This is a genomic window from Phyllobacterium chamaecytisi, assembly GCF_020164455.1.
GTDB classification, from domain to species: Bacteria; Pseudomonadota; Alphaproteobacteria; order Rhizobiales; family Rhizobiaceae; genus Phyllobacterium; species Phyllobacterium chamaecytisi.
In genome coordinates this window covers 105,300-130,591 of record NZ_JAIQWW010000012.1, presented here as the reverse complement: position 1 = coordinate 130,591, position 25,292 = coordinate 105,300, and the positions used below count along the sequence as shown (strand labels likewise).

At 57.4% G+C, this 25,292-nt stretch carries 25 protein-coding genes; 16 read left to right on the top strand and 9 right to left on the bottom strand.

Annotated features, from left to right (window positions below; translation table 11 throughout):
* The first annotated feature begins 44 nt into the window (after positions 1-44).
* Entirely contained in the window at positions 45-929 is an 885-nt protein-coding gene (locus tag LB462_RS18720) for a DMT family transporter (protein WP_224511103.1), read from the top strand.
* Here the strand turns inward: LB462_RS18720 and LB462_RS18715 are convergent.
* Positions 896-1,750: a YihY/virulence factor BrkB family protein gene (locus tag LB462_RS18715; protein WP_224511101.1), complete on the bottom strand. Its 855-nt coding sequence runs from the start codon at positions 1,748-1,750 to the stop codon at positions 896-898. The genes LB462_RS18720 and LB462_RS18715 overlap by 34 nt on opposite strands.
* A gap of 95 nt (positions 1,751-1,845) precedes the next feature.
* Here LB462_RS18715 and LB462_RS18710 point away from each other — a divergent pair, with 95 nt between their 5' ends.
* From LB462_RS18710 to LB462_RS18660, 11 genes are all read left to right on the top strand, one after another.
* Positions 1,846-2,679 (top strand): SDR family oxidoreductase, encoded by an 834-nt coding sequence (locus LB462_RS18710; protein WP_224511183.1) that lies wholly within the window; start codon positions 1,846-1,848, stop codon positions 2,677-2,679.
* Between the two features lie 43 nt (positions 2,680-2,722).
* Complete coding sequence (locus LB462_RS18705) at positions 2,723-2,920, top strand: twin transmembrane helix small protein (RefSeq protein ID WP_112523457.1); 198 nt, start codon at positions 2,723-2,725, stop codon at positions 2,918-2,920.
* 13 nt (positions 2,921-2,933) lie between these two features.
* Positions 2,934-3,515, top strand: coding sequence for a cob(I)yrinic acid a,c-diamide adenosyltransferase (locus LB462_RS18700; RefSeq protein ID WP_224511100.1), 582 nt, complete (start codon positions 2,934-2,936; stop codon positions 3,513-3,515).
* A gap of 50 nt (positions 3,516-3,565) precedes the next feature.
* Positions 3,566-4,327: a rhomboid family intramembrane serine protease gene (locus tag LB462_RS18695; RefSeq protein ID WP_224511098.1), complete on the top strand. Its 762-nt coding sequence runs from the start codon at positions 3,566-3,568 to the stop codon at positions 4,325-4,327.
* 182 nt (positions 4,328-4,509) lie between these two features.
* Positions 4,510-5,262, top strand: a complete 753-nt coding sequence (locus LB462_RS18690) for an electron transfer flavoprotein subunit beta/FixA family protein (protein ID WP_112523466.1) — start codon at positions 4,510-4,512, stop codon at positions 5,260-5,262.
* An 18-nt stretch (positions 5,263-5,280) separates the two neighbouring features.
* On the top strand, positions 5,281-6,210 hold the full coding sequence (locus tag LB462_RS18685) for an electron transfer flavoprotein subunit alpha/FixB family protein (protein WP_224511096.1): 930 nt from the start codon (positions 5,281-5,283) through the stop codon (positions 6,208-6,210).
* Between the two features lie 105 nt (positions 6,211-6,315).
* The gene (locus LB462_RS18680) at positions 6,316-7,197 is read left to right on the top strand and encodes a 3-hydroxybutyryl-CoA dehydrogenase (RefSeq protein ID WP_224511094.1); all 882 of its coding nucleotides are present in this window, start codon (positions 6,316-6,318) and stop codon (positions 7,195-7,197) included.
* A gap of 114 nt (positions 7,198-7,311) precedes the next feature.
* Complete coding sequence (locus LB462_RS18675) at positions 7,312-7,935, top strand: exopolysaccharide biosynthesis protein (protein ID WP_224511093.1); 624 nt, start codon at positions 7,312-7,314, stop codon at positions 7,933-7,935.
* A 2-nt stretch (positions 7,936-7,937) separates the two neighbouring features.
* Positions 7,938-8,414: a YaiI/YqxD family protein gene (locus LB462_RS18670; RefSeq protein ID WP_224511091.1), complete on the top strand. Its 477-nt coding sequence runs from the start codon at positions 7,938-7,940 to the stop codon at positions 8,412-8,414.
* 150 nt (positions 8,415-8,564) lie between these two features.
* The gene (locus LB462_RS18665) at positions 8,565-10,493 is read left to right on the top strand and encodes a DEAD/DEAH box helicase (protein WP_224511089.1); all 1,929 of its coding nucleotides are present in this window, start codon (positions 8,565-8,567) and stop codon (positions 10,491-10,493) included.
* A 325-nt stretch (positions 10,494-10,818) separates the two neighbouring features.
* A complete protein-coding gene (locus LB462_RS18660; RefSeq protein WP_224511087.1) occupies positions 10,819-13,347 on the top strand; it encodes an alpha/beta hydrolase family protein in 2,529 nt (842 codons plus the stop codon).
* A 222-nt stretch (positions 13,348-13,569) separates the two neighbouring features.
* Here the strand turns inward: LB462_RS18660 and LB462_RS18655 are convergent, their stop codons facing one another.
* The 4 genes from LB462_RS18655 to ftsE all read right to left on the bottom strand — a co-directional run bounded on the left by LB462_RS18655 (position 13,570) and on the right by ftsE (position 16,842).
* Positions 13,570-14,355, bottom strand: coding sequence for a lysophospholipid acyltransferase family protein (locus LB462_RS18655; RefSeq protein ID WP_224511086.1), 786 nt, complete (start codon positions 14,353-14,355; stop codon positions 13,570-13,572).
* 67 nt (positions 14,356-14,422) lie between these two features.
* Positions 14,423-15,121, bottom strand: a complete 699-nt coding sequence (locus tag LB462_RS18650; protein ID WP_224511084.1) for a YdcF family protein — start codon at positions 15,119-15,121, stop codon at positions 14,423-14,425.
* A 106-nt stretch (positions 15,122-15,227) separates the two neighbouring features.
* A complete protein-coding gene (locus LB462_RS18645) occupies positions 15,228-16,226 on the bottom strand; it encodes a cell division protein FtsX (RefSeq protein WP_370637221.1) in 999 nt (332 codons plus the stop codon).
* A complete protein-coding gene (gene ftsE, locus LB462_RS18640; RefSeq protein ID WP_245426436.1) occupies positions 16,219-16,842 on the bottom strand; it encodes a cell division ATP-binding protein FtsE in 624 nt (207 codons plus the stop codon). Before ftsE ends, LB462_RS18645 begins: the two co-directional genes overlap by 8 nt.
* 190 nt (positions 16,843-17,032) lie before the next feature.
* Between ftsE and LB462_RS18635 the strand changes: the two genes are divergently transcribed.
* From LB462_RS18635 to LB462_RS18625, 3 genes are all read left to right on the top strand, one after another.
* Complete coding sequence (locus LB462_RS18635; protein ID WP_224511082.1) at positions 17,033-17,413, top strand: hypothetical protein; 381 nt, start codon at positions 17,033-17,035, stop codon at positions 17,411-17,413.
* A 202-nt stretch (positions 17,414-17,615) separates the two neighbouring features.
* Positions 17,616-18,152, top strand: coding sequence for a hypoxanthine phosphoribosyltransferase (gene hpt / locus LB462_RS18630; protein WP_224511080.1), 537 nt, complete (start codon positions 17,616-17,618; stop codon positions 18,150-18,152).
* A 159-nt stretch (positions 18,153-18,311) separates the two neighbouring features.
* Positions 18,312-18,692, top strand: coding sequence for a hypothetical protein (locus tag LB462_RS18625; protein WP_224511078.1), 381 nt, complete (start codon positions 18,312-18,314; stop codon positions 18,690-18,692).
* Positions 18,693-18,762: 70 nt separating this feature from the next.
* Here LB462_RS18625 and LB462_RS18620 read toward each other — a convergent pair whose 3' ends face one another.
* From LB462_RS18620 to argH, 4 genes are all read right to left on the bottom strand, one after another.
* Positions 18,763-21,330, bottom strand: a complete 2,568-nt coding sequence (locus LB462_RS18620) for a TIGR02302 family protein (RefSeq protein ID WP_224511076.1) — start codon at positions 21,328-21,330, stop codon at positions 18,763-18,765.
* Between the two features lie 292 nt (positions 21,331-21,622).
* Positions 21,623-22,888: a diaminopimelate decarboxylase gene (lysA, locus tag LB462_RS18615; RefSeq protein ID WP_224511074.1), complete on the bottom strand. Its 1,266-nt coding sequence runs from the start codon at positions 22,886-22,888 to the stop codon at positions 21,623-21,625.
* An 8-nt stretch (positions 22,889-22,896) separates the two neighbouring features.
* On the bottom strand, positions 22,897-23,082 hold the full coding sequence (lptM, locus tag LB462_RS18610; RefSeq protein ID WP_209999448.1) for an LPS translocon maturation chaperone LptM: 186 nt from the start codon (positions 23,080-23,082) through the stop codon (positions 22,897-22,899).
* Between the two features lie 79 nt (positions 23,083-23,161).
* Positions 23,162-24,562 carry an argininosuccinate lyase gene (gene argH / locus LB462_RS18605; protein WP_224511073.1) on the bottom strand — a complete coding sequence of 467 codons (1,401 nt, stop codon included), beginning with the start codon at positions 24,560-24,562 and terminating at the stop codon, positions 23,162-23,164.
* A 35-nt stretch (positions 24,563-24,597) separates the two neighbouring features.
* Here argH and tlpA point away from each other — a divergent pair, with 35 nt between their 5' ends.
* The gene (gene tlpA / locus LB462_RS18600; RefSeq protein ID WP_224511071.1) at positions 24,598-25,275 is read left to right on the top strand and encodes a thiol:disulfide interchange protein TlpA; all 678 of its coding nucleotides are present in this window, start codon (positions 24,598-24,600) and stop codon (positions 25,273-25,275) included.
* Positions 25,276-25,292 lie beyond the last annotated feature (17 nt).

The window sequence follows — 25,292 nt, the reverse complement described above, 5'->3', positions numbered from 1 at the left end:
TATAGATCAGCACCACAATGCATTCCCGATCCGGTCCCTTGACTATGCCTGTCCGTTATTTTCCCGCTCTGTTCGTCGTTCTTTGGGCCACCGGCTTCATCGGCGCGCGCTATGCCATGCCCTACATAGAGCCGTTCTATTTCCTAACGGTTCGGTTTTTGATCGCGGGCGTTATCCTTGGCCTCTGGGTGGTACTCGATGGCAATCACTGGCCCAGCAAACGTGGTGCAATGCACGCGATCATTGCGGGATGCCTCATACACGGAGCCTATCTCGGCGCCGCCTTCTGGGCCATTCACAATGGATTGCCCGCAGGTATGTCGGCACTCGTCGTTGGACTGCAGCCCTTGATCACAGCGCTGATCGCGGGGCTGGTACTCGGCGAAACCATCCAGCCGCGCCATTGGGCCGGGCTTGCCGTCGGCTGCATCGGCGTCGCCATGGTCCTGTGGCCGAAGCTCGTCATTTCCGCCGGCGGCATCACCCCGGCGACTGTTTCGGCAGCAATCTTTTCGGTTGTTGCCATCAGCATCGGCACCGTCTGGCAAAAACGCTTCGTCGGCACTATCGATCTGAAGGCGGGTACGACCCTGCAATATCTTGGCGCTGCCGTCCTCACTGGCATATGCTCGCTGCTGCTGGAGACGCACACGATCATCTGGTCGGGCGAATTGATATTCGCCATGTTCTGGCTGGTATTCGTCCTGTCGATCGGCGCCGTGCTTCTGCTGATGCTGCTCATCAATCAGGGGGCCGTGTCCAAGGTTGCATCGCTGTTCTATCTGGTTCCGGGTGTCACGGCGCTGATGGCCTATGCGCTGTTCGGCGAAACACTGACACCGTTCCAGCTGGTGGGAATGGTCATTGCCAGCCTAGGCGTTGCCCTCTCGACGGGTCAGAGACGCGTGGCTTCCTCGATTTCCCAATAACGGATGATGGCGGCGTTGATTTCCGCGCCGATGATGAAGATGGCCGCGACGATATAGAGGAAAACGATCGCCGCCATGATCGATGCGAGACCCGCATAGGTCGACACATAGGTTGCAAAGGTTTCGAGATAACTTGCAAAGATCGTAGCGCCAACGGTCCATGCAAGCAGCGTCAACAGGACGCCGGGCAAGATCTCGACAAAACGGCGGTGCCCGGCCGGCAGCCACAAATGCACCACCAGCAAGCCGATAATCAGCACAGCCGAAGCAATACAATAGCGCCAGAAACTGATCGTTCCTGATACGAGAACAAGCTCCGGGATATAGATGGTCGCGATACGCATGGCGAGCGGCGCCAGGATCAGCAGGAAGCTGATGGCCATGATGCCGATCGTTGCGACGATGACATAGCCGAGGCTTTGCAGGCGGCAATAGACGATCGAACGGGTATCGATGACGCGATAAGCACGGTTGAGCGCGACCCGCAGCGCTTCGATACCGTTCGAGGCAAAATAGGCTGCCGCGATCACGCTGATCGTCAAAAGGCCGCCGCGCTGAATATTGAGGACATTGCGCACTTCCTGCGCAATCGGCTTGGCGATCACCTCCGGCCAAGTATCGAAGATCACATGAACAGCCGTATCGGTGAAGGCGCTCGCCCCAAGAAAACTTGCGAGGGAAGTCGCGAAAATCAGGAACGGAAAAAGCGCGAGAATTCCCGAAAGGGCAACGTGGCTTGCGAGCGCCCAACCATCATCGGTGCTGAAATGCCGCCACGTATCGACGACAACACGCCAAAGAAAAGATTTTGCCCTACGCATAGATGATTGTTCGCCCCTTCAACTGAGCAGATTGCAAGGCGCCGGGGAATATGTGAAGTCTTTTCATGCAATCAATTGAAAAACATCCGGAAAACATGACCCGTTCTAGAACGATTTTGATCACAGGATGTTCCAGCGGGATAGGGGCTCATTGCGCCCGGGCGTTGAAACGGGACGGCTGGACCGTCTTCGCGACCGCCCGGAATCCTGCAGATATTGAAATGCTTCAGGCCGACGGCTTAACCACCTTTTACATGGACTACAGCAAATCCGAATCGATCTCTGCGCTGGTCGAAGCGGTGCTCGGCGAAACCGGCGGCACGCTGGATGCCCTCTTCAACAATGGCGCCTACGCTTTGCCCGGCGCGGTGGAAGATCTCCCCATCAATGGACTGCGCGAACAGTTCGACAGCAATTTCTTCGGTTGGCATGAGCTCACCCAGTATCTTGTACCGGTGATGCGCAAGCAGGGCCATGGCCGGATCGTCCATTGCTCGTCCATCCTTGGCCTCGTACCGATGAAATGGCGCGGCGCCTATGTCGCATCAAAATTCGCGCTGGAGGGGCTGATGCTGGTGCAGCGGATGGAACTGGAAGGCTCAGGCGTCCAAATGTCGCTGATCGAGCCGGGGCCCATCGCCACCCGGTTCACCTACAATGCTCGCAAGCAGATCGAAAAGTACATCGACGTCGAAAACTCGGTGCATCGTGATGAGTACCGCAGGCTGATAGCCCGGCTTTCGGGGGGCGGCACCAAGTCGAAATTTAAACTCGGTCCTGATGCGGTCTATGCGGTGCTTAAGGACGCATTGGAAAATCCCCGCCCGCGTCCTCATTATCTGGTGACACGCCCGGCAAAAATTACAAACTTTGCCCGCAGATTTCTATCCGCACGTGCGCTATATCGCGTGCTTGCGAGCCAGTCGTGACAGGAGCAGACTGCAGGCAAGTCTGACGATCAAGGAATAGAGTATGGATGTCATTTTCAAATTTTTGGCGCTCGTGGCAATTGCCGCGGTGACCATCGTGCTTCTGATTGGCCTGCGTAACATGATGAAGGGCGGCGACGCCAACTTCTCCAACAAGATGATGCAATTGCGCATATTATTGCAGCTGGTCGCCATTATCCTCATCGTCGGTGCGATCTATTTCCACCGCGCGGCAGGCTAGAGACACCAATCATATGGTCAAGCTCAACAAGATTTACACGCGTACGGGCGATGACGGCACGACCGGCCTCGGCAGCGGCGAACGGCGTCTGAAACATGATCTGCGCGTTGAAGCCTACGGTACCGTGGACGAAGCAAATTCTTGTCTCGGGCTCGCACGGCTCCACACGGAGAAAGCCTTCCCCGAACTCGACGCCATGCTTATGCGCATCCAGAACGACCTCTTCGATCTCGGTGCCGATCTTGCAACGCCCGATACAGGCGAAACGCTCCCTTATGAGCCCTTGCGCATTATCGACGGCCAGGTCCTGCGGCTTGAAGCGGAGATTGACCGGTTGAACGCAAACCTTGCGCCATTGCGTTCTTTTGTGCTGCCCGGCGGCTCGCCCGCATCCGCTGCGCTGCACCTTGCCCGCACCGTGGCACGCCGCGCCGAACGGCAGATGGTCGAACTCGCCCAGAAGCCCGACGAGACGGTCACACCGGCCGCCCTGAAATACATCAACCGCGTTTCGGATTTTCTCTTTGTCGCCGCCCGCGTGGTCAATGACAATGGCGCGAGGGACGTGTTATGGGTGCCCGGTCACAATCGCTAAATGCCACAATCGCTAAATGTCACGATCGCTGAGGCAGGGGACCGGCGCCGATGTTCATTCCATTGCATGACGCCAACAGTCTCAAATACATCAAGCTGCAATATGTGACGCTTTCGCTGATCGTCATCAACGTGCTTGTCTATCTGGTCATGGCTGTTGACGGCGAGACTGCCCAGGCCGCCGCGATCGGCCTCGGTTACATACCCGCCGTCATCCATGACATCGCGGTTCTGCCTGCCAGTTACTACTTCGTCCCGTCCGATTTCACCTACATCACCTACGCCTTCCTGCACGCTGACATCTTCCATCTCGGCGGCAATATGCTGTTCCTCTGGGTCTTCGGCGACAACGTCGAAGATGCGCTTGGCCACATCAAGTTTCTGATTTTCTATCTTCTATGCGCCGCTGCCGGAGCGTTCCTGCATGGCGTGATCCTGCCCGATTCAGAAGCGCCGCTCATCGGCGCTTCCGGCGCCATCGCCGGCATTGTCTCCGCCTATCTGCTGCTGCATCCACGCGTAAAGGTCTGGGTGCTGGCGTTTGGGCGCATTCCCCTGCGCATCCCGGCAATCTATCCGCTGGTGCTGTGGGTTGTGATACAATTCGCAATGCTTTTATGGGGCGGGCAGGAACAGGTGTCCTGGCCGACCCACGTCGGCGGCATCATCGCCGGCGCTGTGCTTATCGTGATCATGAAACGTCGAAGCGTGCCATTGTTTGACCGGGCTATCGTCTCGCCGCGCGCCGTCGTGGTGGAGAAACAACCGGAGCCAGTCACCCGCGAGGCAGAACCGGTCAAGTGGGGCCGATGATCGTTCTTTCAATCGGTTGAACTTGGCGCAGCCAGATTGACCTTTACTCCGCCCATAATTACGGTCCCGCGCAATCCCGGCACAAACGTGTCGTTTTTCTCACCTCCATGTCGGCTTCCGGCAAGCGGGTAGCACCACGGGACAGGTAAATCTGTCCTTCGTTTATTTGAGAGGGAATCCCTATGAAAGTCCTCGTACCGGTAAAGCGGGTAGTCGATTACAACGTGAAGATCAGGGTAAAAGGCGACGGCTCCGGCGTTGAACTTGCCAATGTGAAGATGTCGATGAACCCATTCGACGAAATCGCGGTCGAGGAAGCTCTCCGTCTGAAGGAAGCCGGCAAGGTCGAGGAAGTGATCGTCGTATCGATCGGCCCGGCACAGGCGCAGGAAACCATTCGCACCGCGCTCGCCATGGGTGCCGACCGCGGCATTCTGGTCAAGGTTGACGATATCGTCGAGCCGCTCGCCGTCGCCAAAATTTTGAAGGGCGTCGTCGACGCCGAACAGCCAAAGCTCGTCATCCTCGGCAAGCAGGCCATCGACGACGATGCCAACCAGACCGGCCAGATGCTTGCGGCCCTGCTTGGCTGGAGCCAGGGCACCTTCGCATCCAAGGTCGAGCTCGGTAGCGACAATGCCAAGGTCACCCGGGAAGTCGATGGCGGCCTGCAGACAATCGAAATCACGCTCCCGGCGATCGTCACCACCGACCTCCGCCTGAACCAGCCGCGTTATGCCTCGCTGCCGAACATCATGAAGGCCAAGAAAAAGCCGCTGGATGAAAAGTCCGCTGCCGATTATGGCGTCGATACCAAGCCGCGTTTGAAGGTCATCAAGACTGAAGAGCCAGGTGGCCGCAAGGCGGGCGTCAAGGTCAAGGATGTCGCTGAACTCATCAGCAAGCTGAAGAACGAAGCCGGCGTTCTGATTTAAAGGATAAGGAATTTCACCATGGCTATTCTTCTTTTTGCCGAACATGACAACGAGACCCTTTCCGACCAGACCGCCAAGGCACTGACGGCAGCGCTTGCCATCGGCTCCGATGTGCACGTACTCGTCGCAGGCAAAGGCGCCAAGGGCGTCGCCGATCAGGCTGCCAAGCTTGCGGGTGTCAAAAAGGTTCTCCTCGCCGACAGTGACGATCTGGCCAACCGCCTTGCCGAGGCAAGCGCAGCGCTCATCGTTTCGCTGGCTGGCAATTATGACACGATCATTGCCGCAGCCACCACCAACGGCAAGAACATCCTGCCGCGTGTTGCTGCCCTGCTCGACGTCATGCAGGTCTCGGACATCATCGAGGTCATCTCGCCCGATACGTTCAAGCGCCCGATCTATGCGGGCAACGCCATCCAGACCGTGCAGGCAACCGACGCCACGAAGGTCATCACCGTGCGCACCGCAACCTTCGCGGCAGCCGGCGAAGGCGGTTCGGCTCCGGTCGAAACTGTCTCGGCTGCAGCCAACCCCGGTCTGTCGAAGTTCGTCGAGGCCAAGCTTTCCGGCGGCGACCGTCCGGAGCTGACATCGGCAAGGATCATCATCTCCGGTGGCCGTGCCCTTGGCTCGAGCGAGAAGTTCAAGGAAGTCATCCTTCCGGTTGCCGACAAGCTCGGTGCAGCCGTTGGCGCCTCGCGCGCCGCAGTGGATGCCGGTTACGCGCCAAACGATTGGCAGGTTGGCCAGACCGGCAAGGTAGTGGCACCGGATCTCTACATCGCCGTCGGTATTTCCGGCGCGATCCAGCATCTGGCCGGTATGAAGGACTCGAAAGTCATCGTCGCCATCAACAAGGACGAGGAAGCGCCGATCTTCCAGGTCGCTGACTATGGCCTCGTCGGTGATCTCTTCGTCATCTTGCCGGAGCTCGAAAAGGCGCTTTGATTATTTAATTCGAACTTTAAAATGAAATTGCTTGGCCGGGGTAGACGAACGCTACCCCGGCCATTTAGTTTGTGTGATATATTCATAAAAAAAGCGGATGGAAACATGGCAGGCTCGATCAAGACCGTAGGCATTGTTGGCGCAGGGCAGATGGGCAGCGGTATTGCACATGTCTGCGCTTTGGCTGGATACGATGTTTTGATCCATGACCAGTCGGCCGAGCAGATCGAAAAGGCGCTCGCCACCGTTAACGGCAACATGGCCCGCCAGGTTTCCCATGGCAAGCTCGAGGAAGCTGAGCGCGTCAAGGGAATGTCGCGTATTCGTCCGGCATTGCGGATGGAAGACCTTTCCGGTGTCGATCTTGCCATTGAAGCCGCCACGGAAGATGAGACGGTAAAACGCAAGATTTTCGCGCAGCTTTGTCCAAACCTCAATCCAGAGGCGATCCTCGCCACCAACACGTCATCGATATCGATCACACGCCTTGCTGCGACCACCGATCGCCCGGAACGATTCATCGGCATTCACTTCATGAACCCGGTTCCGGTGATGCATCTGGTCGAGCTTATTCGCGGCATCGCAACAGAGAACGTCACATTCGAAAGTGCCCGGGAATTTGTCGCAAGCCTCGACAAGACCATTACCGTATCCGAGGACTTTCCGGCATTTATCGTCAACCGCATCCTTTTGCCGATGATCAACGAGGCGATCTATGTGCTCTATGAGGGCGTTGGCTCTGTGGATGCCATCGATACCGCGATGAAACTCGGCGCCAATCACCCCATGGGACCGTTGCAGCTGGCCGATTTCATCGGCCTCGATACCTGCCTGTCGATCATGCAGGTGCTGTATGACGGCCTGGCGGATTCCAAATATCGCCCCTGCCCGCTCCTGGTAAAATATGTCGAGGCAGGTTGGCTCGGACGCAAGGCCGGCCGCGGCTTCTATGATTATCGCGGCGAACATCCCGTTCCGACGCGCTGAATGTCCTCCACGCATGACTGTTGAGATTCATGCCATGACGCGACGAAAATGGTGGGTTTCGAGCACCGGAGCGCAGAAAAACGCCATTTGCAGGCCGTCAGAGCGTGAATATCAATGAGCGGCGACGATAGCACGCCGTACGATCCGGATACGCGGCGCTTGTCCAAAGTCCTTGTCGAGATTGGCGCGGATCCTGCGACAAGAATATCGTTCGACGACATTCTTGACGCCTTGTCTGAACGCAGTTTCGGCGCGCTTATGATTCTTTTTGCGGCGCTCAATCTTGTGCCGCTTCCTCCGGGCACTTCCACGATCTTCGGTATTCCGCTGGTGCTGCTCTCGATCCAGATGCTGCTGGGCTTTGAAAAACCGTGGTTTCCCGCTTTCATGCGGCGCAAATCAATGCAGGTCGAAACGTATCGCAGGTTCATTGCACGGCTGGAGCCCATGCTCGTTCGCTTTGAAAAGCTGGCACGCCCGCGCTATTGGTTCGTTCCGCAAATGATCGTCGAGCGCGTCGTCAGCATCGTCGCGCTGCTGATGTCGCTGATTGTCATCCTGCCGGTCCCGCTTATCAATCAGCTGCCGGCGCTCAGCATTGTCCTTTTGGCCATCGGCCTTGGTGAACAGGACGGCGTCTGGCTTGGAACAGGCCTGTTGGTGGCAGCGCTTGCCGCAGGCATCGCCATCGGGCTCGGCGCCTCGGTCGGTCTCGCGGCCCTGCACATTTTTGGTTGAACATGAACGAAGAAAAAAAGATCACAATTTATGTCGACGCCGATGCCTGCCCGGTCAAGGCGGAGATCTACCGCGTAGCCGAGCGGTATGGCGTCAAGACCTTCGTCGTCTCCAACTCGATGATGGCAATTCCGCGCGATCCGATGATCGAGCGTGTCATCGTCAGCGACGGTTTCGACGCCGCCGATCACTGGATCGCGGAGCGAGTCTCGCGCGGCGACGTTGTGGTGACGGCGGACATCCCGCTCGCCAGCCGTTGCGTCAAAGCCGGGGCCGACGCCATTTCGCCCACCGGGCGCGCCTTTACCGAAGCCTCCATCGGCAACACGCTGGCCACGCGCAATCTCATGGACGAGCTTCGCTCTGCCGGGCAGATCACCGGCGGTCCGCGGCCGTTTTCGCCGAAAGATCGTTCGAGCTTTCTTTCCGCGCTCGACCTCGCTATTGTGCGTTTGAAACGTGCGGGCTTCACCTCCTGACGGGAGTGCGGATGGGAGCTATGCGTTTCTTGGCATTGACGGAACGCGTCGCAGGCTCTACGAGAGCGCAACAAAGCTACATGCGTGCCGCTCGTGCTCCCATTGACGCCGAGCCAACCACACGCCCAAACCAGCACTGAAAGTTCATTGATGACTATTTTTGATTCTATCGCTCCGGCGTTGTCCGGTGCATTGGCAGCCCGTGGCTACGAGACCCTGACGCCGGTGCAGACCGCTGTTCTGGCTCCGGAAGCCGAGGGCGCCGACCTTCTGGTCTCAGCCCAGACCGGCTCCGGCAAAACCGTCGCCTTCGGTATCGCCATCGCGCCGACCTTGCTTGAAGGCGAAGACCGCTTCACCTCCATTGGCGCACCTTACGCACTGGTCATCGCCCCGACGCGCGAACTGGCATTGCAGGTTCGCCGCGAACTCGAATGGCTCTATGAGCCCACCGGCGCGCGCATTGCCTCCTGCGTTGGCGGCATGGACATGACCAAGGAGCGCCGTGCGCTGCAACAGGGCGCGCATATCGTTGTCGGAACACCCGGCCGCTTGCGCGACCATATCACCCGCGGTTCGCTCGACATGAAGGAACTGCGCGCAGTCGTGCTCGATGAAGCCGACGAGATGCTCGATCTCGGTTTCCGCGAAGACCTCGAATTCATTCTCGGCGAAGCGCCGAAAGACCGCCGCACCCTGATGTTCTCGGCGACCGTGCCAAAGCCCATCGCTTTGCTCGCCAAGCAGTTCCAGAAAGATGCCCTGCGCATTTCCGCCACGAGCGACCGCGAGCAGCACGCGGATATCGAATACCACATCATGCCGGTGGCGCCGCGTGAGCGCGAAAACGCCATCATCAATTCCCTGCTCTTCTATGATGCACAAAACACCATCATTTTCGGCTCGACCCGCGAAGCGGTGAAGCATCTGACCAGCCGCCTGTCGAATCGCGGCTTTTCGGTCGTTTCCCTTTCGGGCGAATTGAGCCAAGCTGAACGCACCAACGCCCTGCAGGCGATGCGCGATGGCCGTGCCCGTGTCTGCGTTGCAACCGATGTTGCGGCACGTGGCATCGATCTGCCCAATCTCGACCTCGTTATCCACGCCGACCTGCCGAACAACTCCGAAACGCTCCTGCATCGCAGCGGCCGTACTGGACGTGCCGGTCGCAAGGGTATCTGCGTATTGATCGTCCCCGCATCGCGCCGCCGCACCGCCGAGCGCCTGTTGCAGGGTGCCAAGCTGTCGACAACCATGGTGCCGCCGCCGGACGCGGATGCCATCAACAAACGCAACCATGACCGCATTCTCAATGACCCTTCCTTGACGGAAGTCGTGAGCGAGGAAGAGGCCGGATATGTTGCCGAATTGCTCGGCCTGCATTCTGCCGAACAGATCGCCGCTGCCTATCTGCGCCAGCAGATGGCGGCGCGCCCTGCCCCGGAAGAACTCTCAAACACCCCGTCGCACGTGCTTGAACCGATCCGCAAGGGCAGCTTCGAGGATCGTCCGGGCCGAGGCGAACGCGCTCCACGTTCGGATCGCTTTGAGCAGTTCGAAAGCGGCGCATGGTTTTCCTTGAGCGTTGGCCGCAAGCAGCGCGCCGAGCCGCGCTGGCTCCTGCCGCTGATCTGCAAGGCCGGCGATATCACCAAGACAGACGTTGGCTCGATCAAGATCCTCGAGACAGAAACCCGCTTCGAGATCACCGCCAGCAAGGCCGATGCCTTCATGGCGCGGATCAAGCAGTTCGGTTCCGGCGAAAAGGGCGTGAACATCACCCGCAGCGAAGGCGCTGGGCCTTCATCGCCGCGTCGCACTGAGGGCGGCGACTTCAAGCCAAAGAAAAGTTTTGGCGAGAAGCGCGAATTCGACAATCGCAAGCCACGCTCCAATGATGAAAAGCCGAGAACCGATTGGGCGGCCAAGCCAGCCAAGGCGAAGCCGGAAGGCTGGACCACAGAAAAGCCTGAAAAACCGAAGAAAACACCAAAAGAACGCAAACCAGGCGAACTGCATGGCTTTGACAAGTACAAAGCCAAGAAGGCACGGAAAGCCGCAGCGGGAGGAGCTGAGTAATTCAGCGCGTTCGCATAATCTATAAGAAGCTCCATCTCACGATGGAGCTTTTTTTATGCCCGGTGTTGTTTCAGGAATAGCGCCCAGCTGCCTTCACGATCTGAAGGTTGCGCTCCCTCAAGCCACCTCCCTCCCATCATCCTCCTCCCTCTCCGTCATCCTCGGGCTTGACCCGAGGACCCACACTTCTTGCAGAAAGAAGAACTTAAGGCTGCAGTTCGGACATTCCCATGGGTCCTCGGGTCAAGCCCGAGGATGACGGAGAGGAAGGTGCTTCTACGCCTGCGAATCCCTTGAGTCCCAAACTGGCACGATCATTGCTTATATGATTGATGCGGGCACGTATGTCCCGCAGCCCATGATTATTCGCCACCTTATATTTTTGTCATTTCACGGTCGATTATTTTCAAAATACGACCTCCAGTTGAGGGAATTATTCACAATGACGCAATGGTTGAAACCAGGCACGCGCTTGGCGTGCAGACTTGCACAAACAGCGTGCATATCGGCACTGCTTGCTGCCGCTTTATCGGGCTGCAATGAGGACAAGACACCGGCCGCCGGCTCGACATTCGATGTGCCGGCGGTAAAAACCGTCGTTACGACGGACCTCCCCAAGGAAGAACAGCCGGTTAAAGGCAGTGTGACACCTGTTGCCGGCACTGAATCCGAAAAGCTGCCGCAGACTGGCGGCGGCCTTGCCATTCCGCTGCCGACGAAAGCCGGGCGCTTTACCGAAGTTGCACCCGATACGGGGGGCGGCGCGACATTCTCGTCAACCCCCGCCTATCTGTATGATCTGGGCAATATCGTTGTGAAATCGGGTGGTAGAAATCTTGCTTCTTCCCGCGACGACTCGACCTTCATTGAGCGCGTCAGCGGCTGGGTGCGTTACCCCCGCGAAGCCATCAGCCTATTGGCCCCAAAGCGCCGTTATCCCATTATCATCTTTCAACATGGGATGGGCGAATTTCAGAGTTACAAGGGCTATGACTATCTTGCGGAAGAGCTCGCCACCCACGGTTACGTCGTCATTTCCGTCGATGGTGACTACAACAATGCGCTTGGTGATCCAGCAGGTAATTCGCGCGGACAATTAATCCTCGGAACCCTGGATCTACTGCGTCAGATCGACAAGAACGGCCAGATTGACGCGAACGGCAGGCCCGGTGCATTTGATCTCCTGCAAGGCAAGCTGGATTTCACCCGCATCGGCATCATGGGCCACTCGCGTGGCGGCCAGGGGATTTCCAACGCGATCAAATATAACCAGACCAGAGCTGGAAGCGACCAAGATGACCTAAAGGGGGCATTGATTAAATACAGCGAAATTTTAAAAGGTATTGCACCTGATGATTTGAAATATGGAATGACAGAACCCATCAGTATGTACTTCGGATGGCACTTCAACCAAGACGAACCAAAGATTGGCGCATTAATACTTAAAAGAAACTACCCAGATCTCTTTGACGCTGTCATACCGGCGGTAGAATTCGCGTCCGCGGTCAAGGCCACGCTCGATCCTGATGTTGACCTTGAGAAAGGTACACTGGGCGGCATCAGCACAGAACCCGTTGAGGTTACGCCAGCGGTTGAGCCCATACCTGCCAGCATAGATGACGCGAAATTTGATGCTGCTGTCGCAAAATATAATCTTTCCTATGCCGCCGTTCGGGAAACGGAACTACCCTATGAATTCAAAGGCGCATTCATGCTGGCGCCGACCGATTTTAGCGGCAACCTAGGGATAAACAATGTCCCCCTCGTAAATTTGCTACCCTCCTGTGATGGTGACATGAGTAATCTCCAAGGAGCCGTGGCATACGATCACAACCGGTTTGCTCTGAAAACCGACACGGCACCGCGCTATCAGATCTTCGTGGAAGGAGCGAACCACGATTTCTACAATCGCCAGTGGGGGGATGATGGCAGCGGGAAATATTGCGATCTCACGCGGAAAGATAGTGTTCGTCTGAGCCGGCCGAACCAGGAACGTAATGGTCTTTTCATCATTAATTCCTTCATGCGCTACCATGTCGGAGAGGAGCAGAAATTCGCCGCCTATTGGAATGGAACCGCGCAATTGCCTGAGGCTGCATGTGAGGAGGGCAATAAAACCTGCGACGAGCGTACTATGCTGACCGTACAAAAGAGTGACTACAGGCGGAAACTTATCCAGCGCTTTGCACAGGTCGATAGTCTCAAAAGCAATCAGCTGGGCGGTGCTAACGCGTTTTCAGGCTTTGATGCGGACGGACTTGTGCGTTGCGATATGTCGTTGGGCGGTGGAGTAACCAGCGTCTGCAGTTCTACACAGTTGCCGGAATTTAGATATGCCGGCTCAGGTGGCAGAGGCTTTCTCTCGGTTGCGGATCATGCCGAACTCTCCTGGTCGAAGCCGGATGCGACTATAACCACCGATCTTTCCGGAATCTCTACCAAAGGCATGGATTCGCTGACTTTCCGCATCGCGGTGGTCTGGCCGATGGGCCAGGAAGTGAAAGTGACATTAACCGACAGTTCCGGCAAAACGGCAACTGTGACGGCGAGCGATTACAGCGATGCGCTTTACAATACACCGGCTCTTAAAGCTGTGAGCGGGCCGAAAAAAGATGATCCGAGCAAAGACATCCCGATGACGGATCGTACGGATGATGCATTATGGGCGAAGTCTGTGCCGCAGCTCATGAACATGGTCGCCATCCCGCTGAAAGCCTTTGAGGGTGTAGACACCAACAACTTGAAAGAGCTGAAACTGGTCTTTCCCAAGGAGAGCGGCAAGGTGGCGATCACCGATATCGAGCTGCAGAACCTTGGCCGGGAGAAACCTTCGCAGAAGCTCGCCAAGCAATAGCGAACCCGCAACCTCTTACCCTCCCCTCAATGGGGAGGGTCGGACTTCATCTACTTCTCCGTCATCCTCGGGCTTGACCCGAGGACCCACACTTTCTTGAAGAAACAAGAACGCAGTACTGTGATTTGAACATCCCAATGGGTCCTCGGGTCATCCTCGGGTTTAACCCGAGGACTTAGGATGACGGAGGGAGGCGCGTTTCAGTTCAAACCTGACAGGCCCCTAATTGGTCACCCCGAGTTCTTTCAGCCGCTTCACCGCCGTTGGCGGCATGGGCGGCGGATTGTCCGACTTCGCTGCTTCGATCAGGAGCTCGTCGCAGGCAGCTTCGGTGACCTCTTCGAGCTTCTTCAAAAACGCGTCATTGTCGAGTCCCGGCTGGATCGGCGGCAAGATGCGGCAGTGGATGACGCCGGGATAGCGCATGAACTTGCGGCGCGGCCAGTAGAGCCCGGCATTGTGGGCGATCGGAACGACGGGAACACCGAGTTCGCCATAGATGTGCGCGACGCCGTATTTGTAATGCGGCGGCGCACCCGGCGCGGTCCGTGTGCCTTCAGGATAAATCATCAGCTGCCGGCCTCCGGCGACAGCTTTGCGCGCACCCCTGACAGCCACTTTCATGGCCGCCGAACGCTTGCCGCGATCGATCGGCACCATTTTCATTTTCTGGATGTACCAGCCGAACAGCGGAATCCAGGTCAGCTCCCGCTTGAGGATATAGACCGGATCGGCGATGTGCGGCAGGAAGGCATAGGTATCCCAGAAGGATTGGTGCTTCGGCGCACATATATACGGACCATCCGGAATATTCTCCAGCCCATCGATGTGGACGTCTGCGCCGACGATCACCTTTTGCAGCCACAGATTTGATTTCGCCCAGTTTTTCGGAACGCTCCACGCTTGCTTGCGCGGGCTCAAGAAATAATAGGGCGTGAAGATGATCATCCGGATGATCAAATTCAGATAGAAAAGTGTGTTGAAGGCGATTGATCGAATGATCGTCATTTAGGTCAGGACTCGGGATAAGGTTGGCCTGCGCCTTCCTATACCAATGTGGCCTTGCCGTGAACTCTCAAAAAGTCTTCGCGCCAAGCTTGAGCCCGAACAGGCTATCGGGGAGATGCGAGCGAACTTCAGCACCAAGATATTTCATATATTCTACCAGAAGCACCCGCACCACCAGGCCGCGGGAAATCCAGTCGCCGTCGCGCAAATTGGTGTTGATAATCGGATAAGGGATGAATTCGATGTCCTGCGAGACGCGCCGGAGTTCCACCATGGTGCGGGGGATATGGTAGTTGTTGGTGACCACGATCACCCGCTTGTACTGGTTCATATGGGCCCACTTGACGCTCTCGGCCGCATTGCCGACCGTGTCCAGAGCCGAACGGTCGATATCGACGCAGCATTCGAACAGGGTGGCGTCACCGCCGGTTACACGCTGCAATTCATTGCGATTGGTCGTTGGATGCACGCCGCTGATAAACAGGCGCTCGCCGCGCTTGTTCTTGAGGAGATCGAGAGCCCCTTCGATCCGGGAATAGCCGCCGGTCAGGACGATGATCCCATCGGCAGGCCGGGTGAGATCCGGTGCCTCCAGAGTCGTGACGCGATCGGCGAAAAGAATGAACCCGCCGATGAACAGGACAAGACCGAGAACGCAGACGATGAACAGCGGCAGAACGATCCGCCTGCGGATGAACGCGAGCAGCCGCCCGCCGCGCGTAGTAGCGATCTGATCTTGTTGGTTGCCGTCGTTTGCGCCGCCCATGATGGATTAGAAATGCCTTGTTCGAGATTTGTTCTTGTTCTGTTTAAAAGAGAGTGCCGGGGCTCAGCTTTTGTACAATCCGGATATTAAAATGAATGAAATGGCATCAGGTTTCGTGGCTTTCGCCGCTGCGCCCGTCAACCCGTCTTAAATGCGCTATGACCGTCATTCTTGTTGTTATCATGGTCAGGATGCTGACCGCCAATATGATCAGAACAACACCCGTATAGCCGCCTGATCCAATGGAAAAATTGCCGAAGAGCGCCGTCGCCTGGTCTGCCTCGGGCGTCGCCAGATTGTGCGACGACCACCAGCCGATACACAGGAAAATGATGATGGCAAGCGCCCCGCCGCAAGCTGCACCCTTGAGCGCCGTCCAGAAGAAATGCCGCTCGAACTGACGCGCAACGAAATTCTGGTCCGCACCGATAAAATGCAGAACCTCTATGATATGTCCGTTGCCGGCCATTGCTCCACGCGTCGCGAAAATAACCGTTAGTACAGTCGCTGCCACAACGAGCGCAAGCACCGCCATGCCGATCAGGACCGTCGAACGCGCCATGGAAACGAGCCGGTCGACCCAGTTGCGATGGTCGTCGAAACTGGCGCCCGGAACCTCCTTGACCAGCGCCGCGCGAATTGCAGCGAAATCCGGCGGTGAAGCTTCGTCGAGCGTGACGATCACCAGCCTTGGCACCGGCAGCTCGTCAATATCGAGACCGCTTCCAAGCCATGGCTCCAGCAGGCGCTCGGTCGCGGCACGGTCGATGATGCGCGTCGATTTCACTCCGGCAAAACCCTGGGCAATGGTGCTCGCCTGGTTAAGCAGCGCCTCCATGTCCTGGCCCTCGACCGGACGTATCTGGATGGTGGCCTCGGTCGAAATCTGGCTCTGCCACGTCGTCGCCGTCGACTGGACGAGACTGACGGCGCCAATGGTAAGGCAGGCGAGAAAAGTCATGATGGCGATGACGATCATCAGGGCGTGGCCAACAACATTGCCGGCGGGCACAATCGGTGCCTGCCCGCTTTTGGCTTGAAACCGTTCCATGGCACGGCCAAACAGGTCGAGCGCCAGATATTTGATGCGGGCGGCGTCAATCATAAATGTCGAGCCTCCCCTGATCGAGGATCATGCGCCGCGCATTGATCTGGTCCATCAGCGTCAGGTCATGCGTCGCGATGACGACCGCCGTGCCCGAGCGGTTCAGCTCTCCGAAAAGCCGGAGCAGGCGCCTCGCCAGCGGCGGATCGACATTGCCGGTCGGCTCATCGGCGAGCAGAATTTCCGGTTGATCGATCAAGGCCCGCGCGATTGCCGCACGCTGCTTCTCGCCCCCGGAAAGGACGGGCGGCAGCACATGCATGCGCTCGCCGAGGCCAACCCAGTCGAGAAGCTCTTCGACTTCGGCGCGATAGGTCGCCTCCTCCTTGCCGCGCACACGCAGCGGCAGCGCCACATTCTGATAGGTGGTCATGTGGTCGAGCAGACGGAAATCCTGGAAAACTACGCCAATGCGGCGCCGCAGCAGCGGCATTTCCTTCGACGAGATCGTGGCGATATCCTTGCCAAAGACGTTGATCAGGCCACGCGTCGGTTTCAGCGTCATGAACAACAGGCGCAGCAGCGACGTCTTTCCGGCTCCCGACGGGCCGGTCAGGAACTGGAACGACCGCGGTGAAATATGGAGGCTGACATCACGCAGAACCTCCGGGCCCATTCCGTATCGCAAACCGACATTCTCAAAGCGAATCAAGCGTAACTTTCCAATCTCGTGTCCATGCGTGTTCTATTTTGTGCGGACGGATTTGGCCACCCATCAAACGCAGCCGCGCATCGGCCAAAACATTAATTTTTGTGGGATAGGCTGCCCCATGATTCGGAAAAAATTGTCTGCATGAGGGCAGACGATGCCAAAACCGTATTTTGCAAAGATCGATACAATGGAAACCAAAGATAATCTGAGTTTGAATGCTGTGCCTTCCATCGACAAAGGTGGTGCGGAGGATGTCGATTTCGAGACATTGGCGCGCGGTCCTGTCACCAAGGAGGCTGGGGCTGAGACATGGCAACGCCTGTTGCCCAGTGATGAAGCGTTGACGATACTGCATGCGCGCGAAAGCACAGAACTCAAGGGGCCGGGCTTCGGCTATTGGCTAGTGGTCGCGTTGGTTGCAGTTTCGGTCTTCTGGATAACCGGCGGCCATACATTAATGTCCGGAGCGTCACCCGCTGACGATCCGATGCTGACCACAGGTTCCGTTGCACATAAGAACGAACTCGCGCGCTAGATTTCCAGGCGGCGATCGGGCTATAGCAGTTGCATATGGTCAGAGCCCGTTTGGAAAGTCGCTGCGGCGAGACATATGGCGTGGTTTTCGAGAACCGGAGCGCAGCGTACATTGAGTACGTGAGCACCGGAAGCGCAGAAAAACGCGTCAGATGACCACTGCAGTAGAGTTTCCAAATGGGCTCTCAATCGGGAAGAACTGCATGCCAATGGTCGGCGGAAAAACTATCGAGGTCCTTTTCAGCGCCGAGACGATCGCGGAGCGGAACCTCGAACTTGCCAGGGCAATCGTTGCCCGCAACTTCGAAAACTTGCTGGTGATCTCGATCCTGAAAGGATCATTCATCTTCGCCGCAGACCTCATCCGCGCCATGCATGATGCGGGAGCGGAACCGGACGTGGAGTTCATAACGGTATCGAGCTATGGCAAGGGCACGGAAAGCACCGAGGTGCGCTTGCTCCGCGACATCGACAGCGATGTGCATGGCCGCGACGTGCTTCTGATCGACGATATTCTTGAATCCGGAAAAACGCTGAAATTCACCCGCGAACTTATGCTGGAGCGCGGCGCGCGCAGCGTTTCCATCGCGGTGCTGCTCGACAAGAGCGTCAAGCGCAAGACCGATATCGAAGCCGATTTCAAAGGTTTCGAATGCCCGGATTATTTCGTGGTGGGATACGGCATGGACGTTGGCCATTCATTCCGGCAACTGCCCTATGTGGGTGTCGTGACGGATTAGTGGCGAAGTGCTTTAGAATAGTCAAACTCCTGCTGGCCCAGCACAACTATCGGTGGCCTGCTTGGCTGTGACAATGCCCATCAGCCGCCAATCCCTATACCTGATAACATTCCCACTGAAGGGCAAGTTGGCGCCCAATACATCTCTGGCTGGTGCATTTTGAATGTACACAAAATAGACGATAAATTTGCGGCCACAGTTATACAGAATGGGATTGTAGGAGCGTTTGATAAGGTGGGGACGCAAGTCCTTGAAGGTAAACCCGAGGAGCGACCTCGGGTCGATCTAAGCGAAAACAAGGCTGAATATTGGTATGCAGCCCCAATTATCAAAGGCGTGCCACCAAACCTGGAGCAGGCAGATAAGACGCTTGGGCAATTAAGTGCTTGTGTCGAGAAAGAACCAGTTTTGGCCAGAACCTTCAATCGAGCAGTTATCGAGGCGTCAGGTGCCTATTTCAGTTTTCGAGATCATGATGAACTCCTGTTCGTGATGTTTCCCGAAGAGAAGATTTTAATAGCGGTGCGGTCCTCAGATTAGGTGAAGCTATGCCGGATTTCCGGTCTGGTAGTTTTTGCTACCTAATTCCGGATAATTGGCATCCGCGGTTTCAATCGAATTTCAGCAATCTCTCCAGATAGTCTTTTTCCATTTGCGGGCTCAGCGCATTGCCGAGGCGCTTGCGGATTTCGTCCAGGATTTCGCGCGCCCGCTGAATATCCAGATCTTTGGGGACGATATTCTTGGAGTCGTCGAAGAAATCTCCCCTGGAACGTTGGCGTCCCAAGGGATCGAGCCTGCCATTTTGCTGCTGCTGTCCGTTGGGTCCGCCAGTCTGACCTTCCTGACCCATGGCCTGCTGCATCTGTTTCATCATGTCCTGCCCGCCGCGGCGCAAGGCGTCGAGTGCATTGCTCTGCCGGTCAACCGCCTGTCCGCCATCCGCATCGCCCAGTGCCTTCCCCGCCTGGCCCATGGATTTGTTGGCATCGCCGAAACCTTCACCGGGATTGATACCGAGCCCTTTCAAATCCTTCATCATTTGCTCGAGATCAGACTGCAGCTTGCCCTGGCCTTCCTGCAGGCCGCGCAGCGCCTTGGCGATATCCTCTTCGGACATTTGGCCTTGCTGCCCTTCCTGGCCATTTTGACCCTGCTGGCTTTGGCCCTGGTCCTGCTGCATGCCATTCTGACGCTGCTGCTCAAGCCGGTTGGTCTGGTTCATCATCTCCTGCTGGCGCCGCATCAGTTCGCCCAGCTTGTCCATCTGCTGTCTCATCTGACCTTGGCCCTGCTGATTTTGCTGCTGCTGGCCCATCTGCAGATTGTTCATCATGTTTTCGAGTTCGGAAAGCAGCTGCTGCGCCTGATCCTTCGCGCCCTGCTTGGCCAGATCCTCGATGCGGTCGAGCATGCGGTCTATGTCCTCCTGCCGCAGTTCCATCGCGTTAGGATTTGGCATTTGAGCCATATTCGGGTTCTTCTGGGCTTTCTGGGCAAATTCGCGCAGATACTCGTTCATGGCGCTGCGCAGTTCTTTCATGCGCTTTTCGATTTCTTCCTGGCTTGCACCCTGTTCGATCGCTTGCTTCAAGGCTTCCTGCGCCTGACGCAGGCGCCGCTCGGCGTCTGAAAGAGCGCCGTCCTCAATGCCACGCGCGACTTGCCACATATAGGCGACGACATCGCGCAACTGGTCGTCGCTGCGCGCAAGATTGAGCCGCGAGCGCACGCTGCGCAAAGCGAGGTAATGAGACGCGTTCTTGATCGTCTCCTCCGGCCAGATGGTGATCGCATCCAGCATATCGAGCACTTGCGGCTTGGCATTGGCGTTGAGCGCCAGGATGCGGCGCTGTTCCACGACAGCCTTGGCCAGCGGGTTGGCGAAGGGGCGTTCGGGCATGACGAACGTCTTGGTCTCGCTTCTGGCTTCCTGTTTCGCATCGTCGGTTGCGACCAGGGTCATACGAATTTCGGAACCAGCCCATGGATGCTCGGTGAGATCCTTGGTGGTCGTGGTTTCCTTGGGCTGATCGCCGCGCCGCGGCAGTGCCAGAGGCAGGTCCGGCGCCTTGAAGAGCGGTCGTGCATCCTTGTCGGCAGGCAATGCCTGCTCGATTTGCGCTACCGCGCTCGATGCGCCGTAGTCATCCTTGATTTCGTAGGAAACCTCCATCGTGCCGTTGGCAGCGCTGGAAGGGTCCTTGGTGAAACGGATGGAAGGCGGCTGGTCTGGCGTTACCGAAAACGCCCATTCGGCAAGCGGGTTGCCATCATCTGACAGGCTAACCGTGCTGTTGGCACCGATCGGCAGTTCGAAATTACGCGGGCGGGCTTTGGCGGTCGCTGGATTGTCTTCCGGCTTGCCTTGGTCCTTCGCCGCAATATCGGTTGCCTCCCCGTCCATCGACGTCTGGGTAACCTTCTCCGATCCGCTGCCGCCGATGATGCGGACGATAAGCGTGCTGTCCTGCGGAATGGTGAACTGTTTTTCTTCGTCATTGGCTGCCGCTGTCAGGAAGAGCGGTGCGCGTCCCGTATAGCGTGGAGGCGTCACCCAGGCATCAATGCGGGGCGGTATGGCTTCGCTCTTGCTATGACTGCGGAATGCATCGTTAATGCGACCGCCGAGCGGCCCGCCGGAAAAGGCAAAGGCGACGACGAGAAGCAGGCCGACAATACCGCGCAACGCCCAAGGATCGCGTTCCGGAATACGGGTTTGCGGCAGGCCGCTCTTCAGGTTCTGGATGCGCTCGGCCATGCGCTTGCGGTGTTCGTCCCACAGCGCTTGTGCAAACGGATCGATGCTCTTGTTGACGAGTTCTTCCGACTGGATGGTGATCGGCTGGTGATCGAGCGTGTTGACGCTTTCCAGTCGCTGGCTGATTTCCGAGCGATTGGGGAGACGGAATCTCAACAGGAGATAGAGGCAGAGGGGCAGCGAGAGAACAAAGAGCCCGAGCAGTGCCAGTCGCAACGCATCCGGAATGATCCGGAAAATACCGAACCAGGACAGGCACAGGAAAACGGCAACGGAAAGCAGAAGCGGCAGTACCAGCGGCCACAGACGTTCGAAAACAACGGTCAACCATGCAGACAAACGGAGGCGATCGATACTTTTGAAAATATCGAACCTATACCTGATCGCGTCCCGTTTGTCGGGTTGTTGATCGGTCATCCGCACTCCATCTCGCCGGCATCGACGGTACCGGCATCATAGAACAATACCATTCATCATGGCAAAGGCGAGGCCTTGGGGTAAAAATGCGATCATAGTTTTGTGTAGAGTGGGTGTTCAAGACCCCTCCCCGTCGCTTCGCTCCGTCCCTCCCCACAAGGGGGAGGGCGAGACCGTTGCACCTTTGATGCATGTTCAAGCAAATCTCCGGGATATATGAGCTTGCGCCTAACCCTCCCCCTTGTGGGGAGGGAAGCTGCGTAGCAGCAGGGAGGGGTTTATCCTAGGATTGCTAAAGCCAGTCTGGCACCGAATCGAGCCCTATCAGCTCGTCATAGCTCGTTCTGGGCCGCACCACATGGAACCGGTCGCCATTGACCAGAACCTCTGGCACGAGCAGACGCGTGTTGTAGGTGCCTGCCTGTACTGCGCCGTAAGCGCCTGCCGTTCCAATGGCGATGAGATCGCCCGGAGCCGGGCGCGGCAGATCGCGATCGAGGCCAAGATAATCGCCAGTTTCGCAAACGGGACCGACAACATCGCCGCGAATACGCGGATCGTTGGCCGCAGGTTCCTTGACCGGACGGATGATATGAAAGGCGTCGTAAAGCGTCGGACGGATAAGATCGTTCATGGCCGCATCGACGATGATGAAATTCCGCGCATCGCCTTCCTTGAGGTAAATCACCTCGCTGACCAATATACCGGCATTGCCGACGATGAGACGGCCCGGCTCGAAAATGGTCTTCAGGCCCAGGGGCTTGATATGCTTTTGCACGATTTGCGCATAGGCATCTGGCAGCGGTGGCGGATTATTGTCGAAATGATAGGGAATGCCCAAGCCCCCGCCGAGATCGACATGCTTGATATCGTGGCCGTCCGCCTGCAACTGCGCAACCAGTTCGGCCAGCAGCCTGAAGGCATTATCGAACGGCTCGAGATCGGTGATCTGGCTGCCGATATGCATGTCGATGCCGGTGACCTTGAGGCCGGGAAGCTTGGCGGCATGCGCATAGATCGTGCTGGCCTTGGCAAGCGGAATACCGAACTTGTTCTCCGATTTGCCCGTGGAAATCTTTTTGTGGGTCTTGGCGTCCACATCCGGGTTGATGCGCAGCGATACCGGCGCAATCTTGCCCGCCGCAACCGCGCGCGCGGAAAGTATTTCAAGCTCCGGCTCGGATTCGACGTTGAAACAATGGATTCCGGCGGCCAGTGCATAATCCATTTCGCTAGGCTTCTTGCCGACGCCGGAAAAAACGATCTTGTTGGCCGGGATGCCTGCAGCCAGCGCGCGGCGCATTTCGCCCTCGGAGACCACGTCGGCGCCTGAACCGAGGCGAGCCAGCGTCTTCAGGACGGCCTGATTGGAATTGGCCTTGAGCGCGTAGGCGACGAGCGTCTCCATATCGGCGAATGCCGCCGAGAAGACCTTGAAATGCCGTTCTATCGTCGCGGTGGAATAGCAATAGAAAGGTGTTCCGACCGTCTTGGCGATGTCGGGAATGCTGACGCCCTCGGCATGGAGAACGCCGTCTTTATAGTCGAAATGGTTCACGTACGTGCCTAGATCAACGGGTCGAGGATGAAACGCTTGTCCTGGACCGGCGGTTTTTCGGTCTTCGGCTCGCCGGGCATCGTCGTAACGGAAGCCGGCGGCAGTTCAGGATCGCCCTTTCGGCCACAAGCCGAAACAACGCTTAAAATTGCAATCGACATCAGTATTGTCGTCAAAAAAGAACGGCTCGTCATAAGTTTGATCCCGAATGGCGTTTACTCTGTCTAGCGTATGAAGGCGCGCTTTGCACCCCCATCTCCAGCCAATATTGTTTTAGAGTTTTGCGATACGCTTTTGCCAGAACTTGATCTGGCGGCGAACCTCGCCCGGCGCCGTACCGCCATAGGATTTGCGGCTGCGCACCGATTTGTCGACGGTTAGATAACCGAACACCGCATCGGTGATGCCGGGGTGTATCGCCTGCAGATCCTCCAGCGATAGTTTGCCGAGCTCGGCTTTCTTCTCTTCCGCCAGCGCCACCGCGCGTCCGGTCACGTGATGCGCCTCGCGGAAGGGCAGCCCGAGTTCACGCACCAACCAATCGGCAAGATCGGTCGCTGTCGAGTAGCCGGAACCGGCCGCTTTTTTCATAGCGGCGCTGTTGATGGTCATATCACCGACCATGCCGGTCATCGCGGCGATGCATAATTCCAGCGTCTCCGCCGCATCGAAGACGGCTTCCTTGTCTTCCTGCATGTCCTTCGAATAGGTCAGCGGCAGACCTTTCATCACGGTCAGGAGACCGACCAGCGAGCCGGTGATGCGCCCGGTCTTGGCGCGCACAAGTTCGGCAGCATCGGGGTTTTTCTTCTGCGGCATGATCGATGAGCCGGTGGAGAAACTGTCGGACAGGCGCACGAACCCGAACTGCGGCGTCGACCAGATGACGATCTCTTCGGCGAGGCGGGACAGGTGCGTCGCGGTGATCGCGGCGGTCGAAAGGAATTCCAGCGCATAATCGCGATCCGAAACACTGTCGAGCGAGTTGCGGGTCGGCTCGCGAAAGCCGAGCGCCTTTGCGGTCATGTGCCGGTCTATCGGAAAACCGGTCCCGGCCAGCGCCGCGGCACCGAGCGGCGATTCGTCCATACGGTCGATGGCGTCCCGGACCCGGCTCAAGTCGCGCCCAAACATCTCGACATAGGCCATGCAGTGGTGACCGAAGGTGACGGGCTGCGCCGTCTGCAGATGCGTGAAGCCTGGCATCAACGTCGCTGCATGTTCCTCGGCACGCTTCAGAAATGCTTCGATGAGCTTCTTCAGGGCAATCGCCGTTCTCTCGAATTCCCCCTTGACCCAGAGGCGGAAATCGACAGCAACCTGATCATTGCGCGAGCGCGCTGTGTGCAACCGGCCTGCCGGTGCGCCGATCAGTTCAGCCAGTCGCGACTCGATATTCATGTGGATGTCTTCGAGCTTACGCGAAAACGTGAATTTTCCCGTCTCTATCTCTGACAATATCGTGTTCAGGCCCTTTGCGATCTTGTCGTGATCGTCCGCCCCTATTATGCCGGTTTTCGCAAGCATGGCAGCATGGGCAAGCGAACCCTGAATGTCCTGGGCGTAGAGTTTCTGGTCGAAGCCGATGGAAGCGTTGATTTCTTCCATGATCGCGGCGGGACCCGAGGCGAAACGGCCTCCCCACATTTCATTGCTGTTCTTCTTGTCGGACATGGATAGCGCCTTGGGTGAGAAGCGAGAAGAGTAAAATGACGGATGGCAACGAAACGCAGAAAACGCCACGCGACAACAGCAGGAAGATCATCCTGTCTGCAGCACTCGCAGGCATTCTTGCCGGTGCGGTTGCGGTATACGTGATGGAACGGCCTTCTGGCAATATTGTCGCCGGCACAAACCCGTCCGATCAATGCGCTTTGAAAACCGCGGATGCCAAGAAGATAGACGGGGCCGCCGTTGGCGCCGTTGCCGCCATGCGCGGTGCGGATTCGCCTCAATCCATGTCGGCTTTGACTTTCACCGCTCCCGATGGAAAGCCTGCCCGCCTCGGCGATTTCAAAGGCAAGACGCTTCTTGTCAATCTGTGGGCAACGTGGTGCGTGCCATGCCGCGAAGAAATGCCGGCCCTCGATGCGCTGGAGACGAAGAAGGGCGGCGACAATTTCCAGGTCGTGACCATCAACATCGATACGGGCGACGACGAGAAGCCGAAGGCATTCCTGAGCGAGATCGGCGTCAAGTCGCTGCAGCTCTATCGCGATCCATCGATGGGCGTATTCAACGATCTCAAGCGGAAGAACCTCGCTTTCGGTCTGCCGGTGACAATGCTTGTCGACAAGGAGGGCTGCCAGATTGCGGCGATGAACGGTCCGGCGGACTGGTCCAGCGATGACGCCGCCCGTTTTGTCGATACGGCGACCGGCCTGTAGGTTGCAGGGCCTATCTG

What these genes read in the sequence shown, in the direction of transcription:
- LB462_RS18675 (WP_224511093.1), top strand. Translation starts at nt 7,312, where the DNA reads ATGAGCGGCGACGATAGCACGCCGTACGATCCGGATACGCGGCGCTTG.
- LB462_RS18685 (WP_224511096.1), top strand. Translation starts at nt 5,281, where the DNA reads ATGGCTATTCTTCTTTTTGCCGAACATGACAACGAGACCCTTTCCGAC.
- LB462_RS18665 (WP_224511089.1), top strand. Translation starts at nt 8,565, where the DNA reads ATGACTATTTTTGATTCTATCGCTCCGGCGTTGTCCGGTGCATTGGCA.
- LB462_RS18710 (WP_224511183.1), top strand. Translation starts at nt 1,846, where the DNA reads ATGACCCGTTCTAGAACGATTTTGATCACAGGATGTTCCAGCGGGATA.
- LB462_RS18660 (WP_224511087.1), top strand. Translation starts at nt 10,819, where the DNA reads ATGATTGATGCGGGCACGTATGTCCCGCAGCCCATGATTATTCGCCAC.
- hpt (WP_224511080.1), top strand. Translation starts at nt 17,616, where the DNA reads ATGCCAATGGTCGGCGGAAAAACTATCGAGGTCCTTTTCAGCGCCGAG.
- LB462_RS18645 (WP_370637221.1), bottom strand. Translation starts at nt 16,226, where the DNA reads ATGATTGACGCCGCCCGCATCAAATATCTGGCGCTCGACCTGTTTGGC.
- LB462_RS18695 (WP_224511098.1), top strand. Translation starts at nt 3,566, where the DNA reads ATGTTCATTCCATTGCATGACGCCAACAGTCTCAAATACATCAAGCTG.
- LB462_RS18670 (WP_224511091.1), top strand. Translation starts at nt 7,938, where the DNA reads ATGAACGAAGAAAAAAAGATCACAATTTATGTCGACGCCGATGCCTGC.
- LB462_RS18705 (WP_112523457.1), top strand. Translation starts at nt 2,723, where the DNA reads ATGGATGTCATTTTCAAATTTTTGGCGCTCGTGGCAATTGCCGCGGTG.
- tlpA (WP_224511071.1), top strand. Translation starts at nt 24,598, where the DNA reads ATGACGGATGGCAACGAAACGCAGAAAACGCCACGCGACAACAGCAGG.
- LB462_RS18700 (WP_224511100.1), top strand. Translation starts at nt 2,934, where the DNA reads ATGGTCAAGCTCAACAAGATTTACACGCGTACGGGCGATGACGGCACG.
- LB462_RS18650 (WP_224511084.1), bottom strand. Translation starts at nt 15,121, where the DNA reads ATGGGCGGCGCAAACGACGGCAACCAACAAGATCAGATCGCTACTACG.
- LB462_RS18635 (WP_224511082.1), top strand. Translation starts at nt 17,033, where the DNA reads ATGCCAAAACCGTATTTTGCAAAGATCGATACAATGGAAACCAAAGAT.
- LB462_RS18620 (WP_224511076.1), bottom strand. Translation starts at nt 21,330, where the DNA reads ATGACCGATCAACAACCCGACAAACGGGACGCGATCAGGTATAGGTTC.
- LB462_RS18655 (WP_224511086.1), bottom strand. Translation starts at nt 14,355, where the DNA reads ATGACGATCATTCGATCAATCGCCTTCAACACACTTTTCTATCTGAAT.
- ftsE (WP_245426436.1), bottom strand. Translation starts at nt 16,842, where the DNA reads ATGGGCCCGGAGGTTCTGCGTGATGTCAGCCTCCATATTTCACCGCGG.
- argH (WP_224511073.1), bottom strand. Translation starts at nt 24,562, where the DNA reads ATGTCCGACAAGAAGAACAGCAATGAAATGTGGGGAGGCCGTTTCGCC.
- LB462_RS18680 (WP_224511094.1), top strand. Translation starts at nt 6,316, where the DNA reads ATGGCAGGCTCGATCAAGACCGTAGGCATTGTTGGCGCAGGGCAGATG.
- LB462_RS18690 (WP_112523466.1), top strand. Translation starts at nt 4,510, where the DNA reads ATGAAAGTCCTCGTACCGGTAAAGCGGGTAGTCGATTACAACGTGAAG.
- LB462_RS18715 (WP_224511101.1), bottom strand. Translation starts at nt 1,750, where the DNA reads ATGCGTAGGGCAAAATCTTTTCTTTGGCGTGTTGTCGTCGATACGTGG.
- LB462_RS18720 (WP_224511103.1), top strand. Translation starts at nt 45, where the DNA reads ATGCCTGTCCGTTATTTTCCCGCTCTGTTCGTCGTTCTTTGGGCCACC.
- lptM (WP_209999448.1), bottom strand. Translation starts at nt 23,082, where the DNA reads ATGACGAGCCGTTCTTTTTTGACGACAATACTGATGTCGATTGCAATT.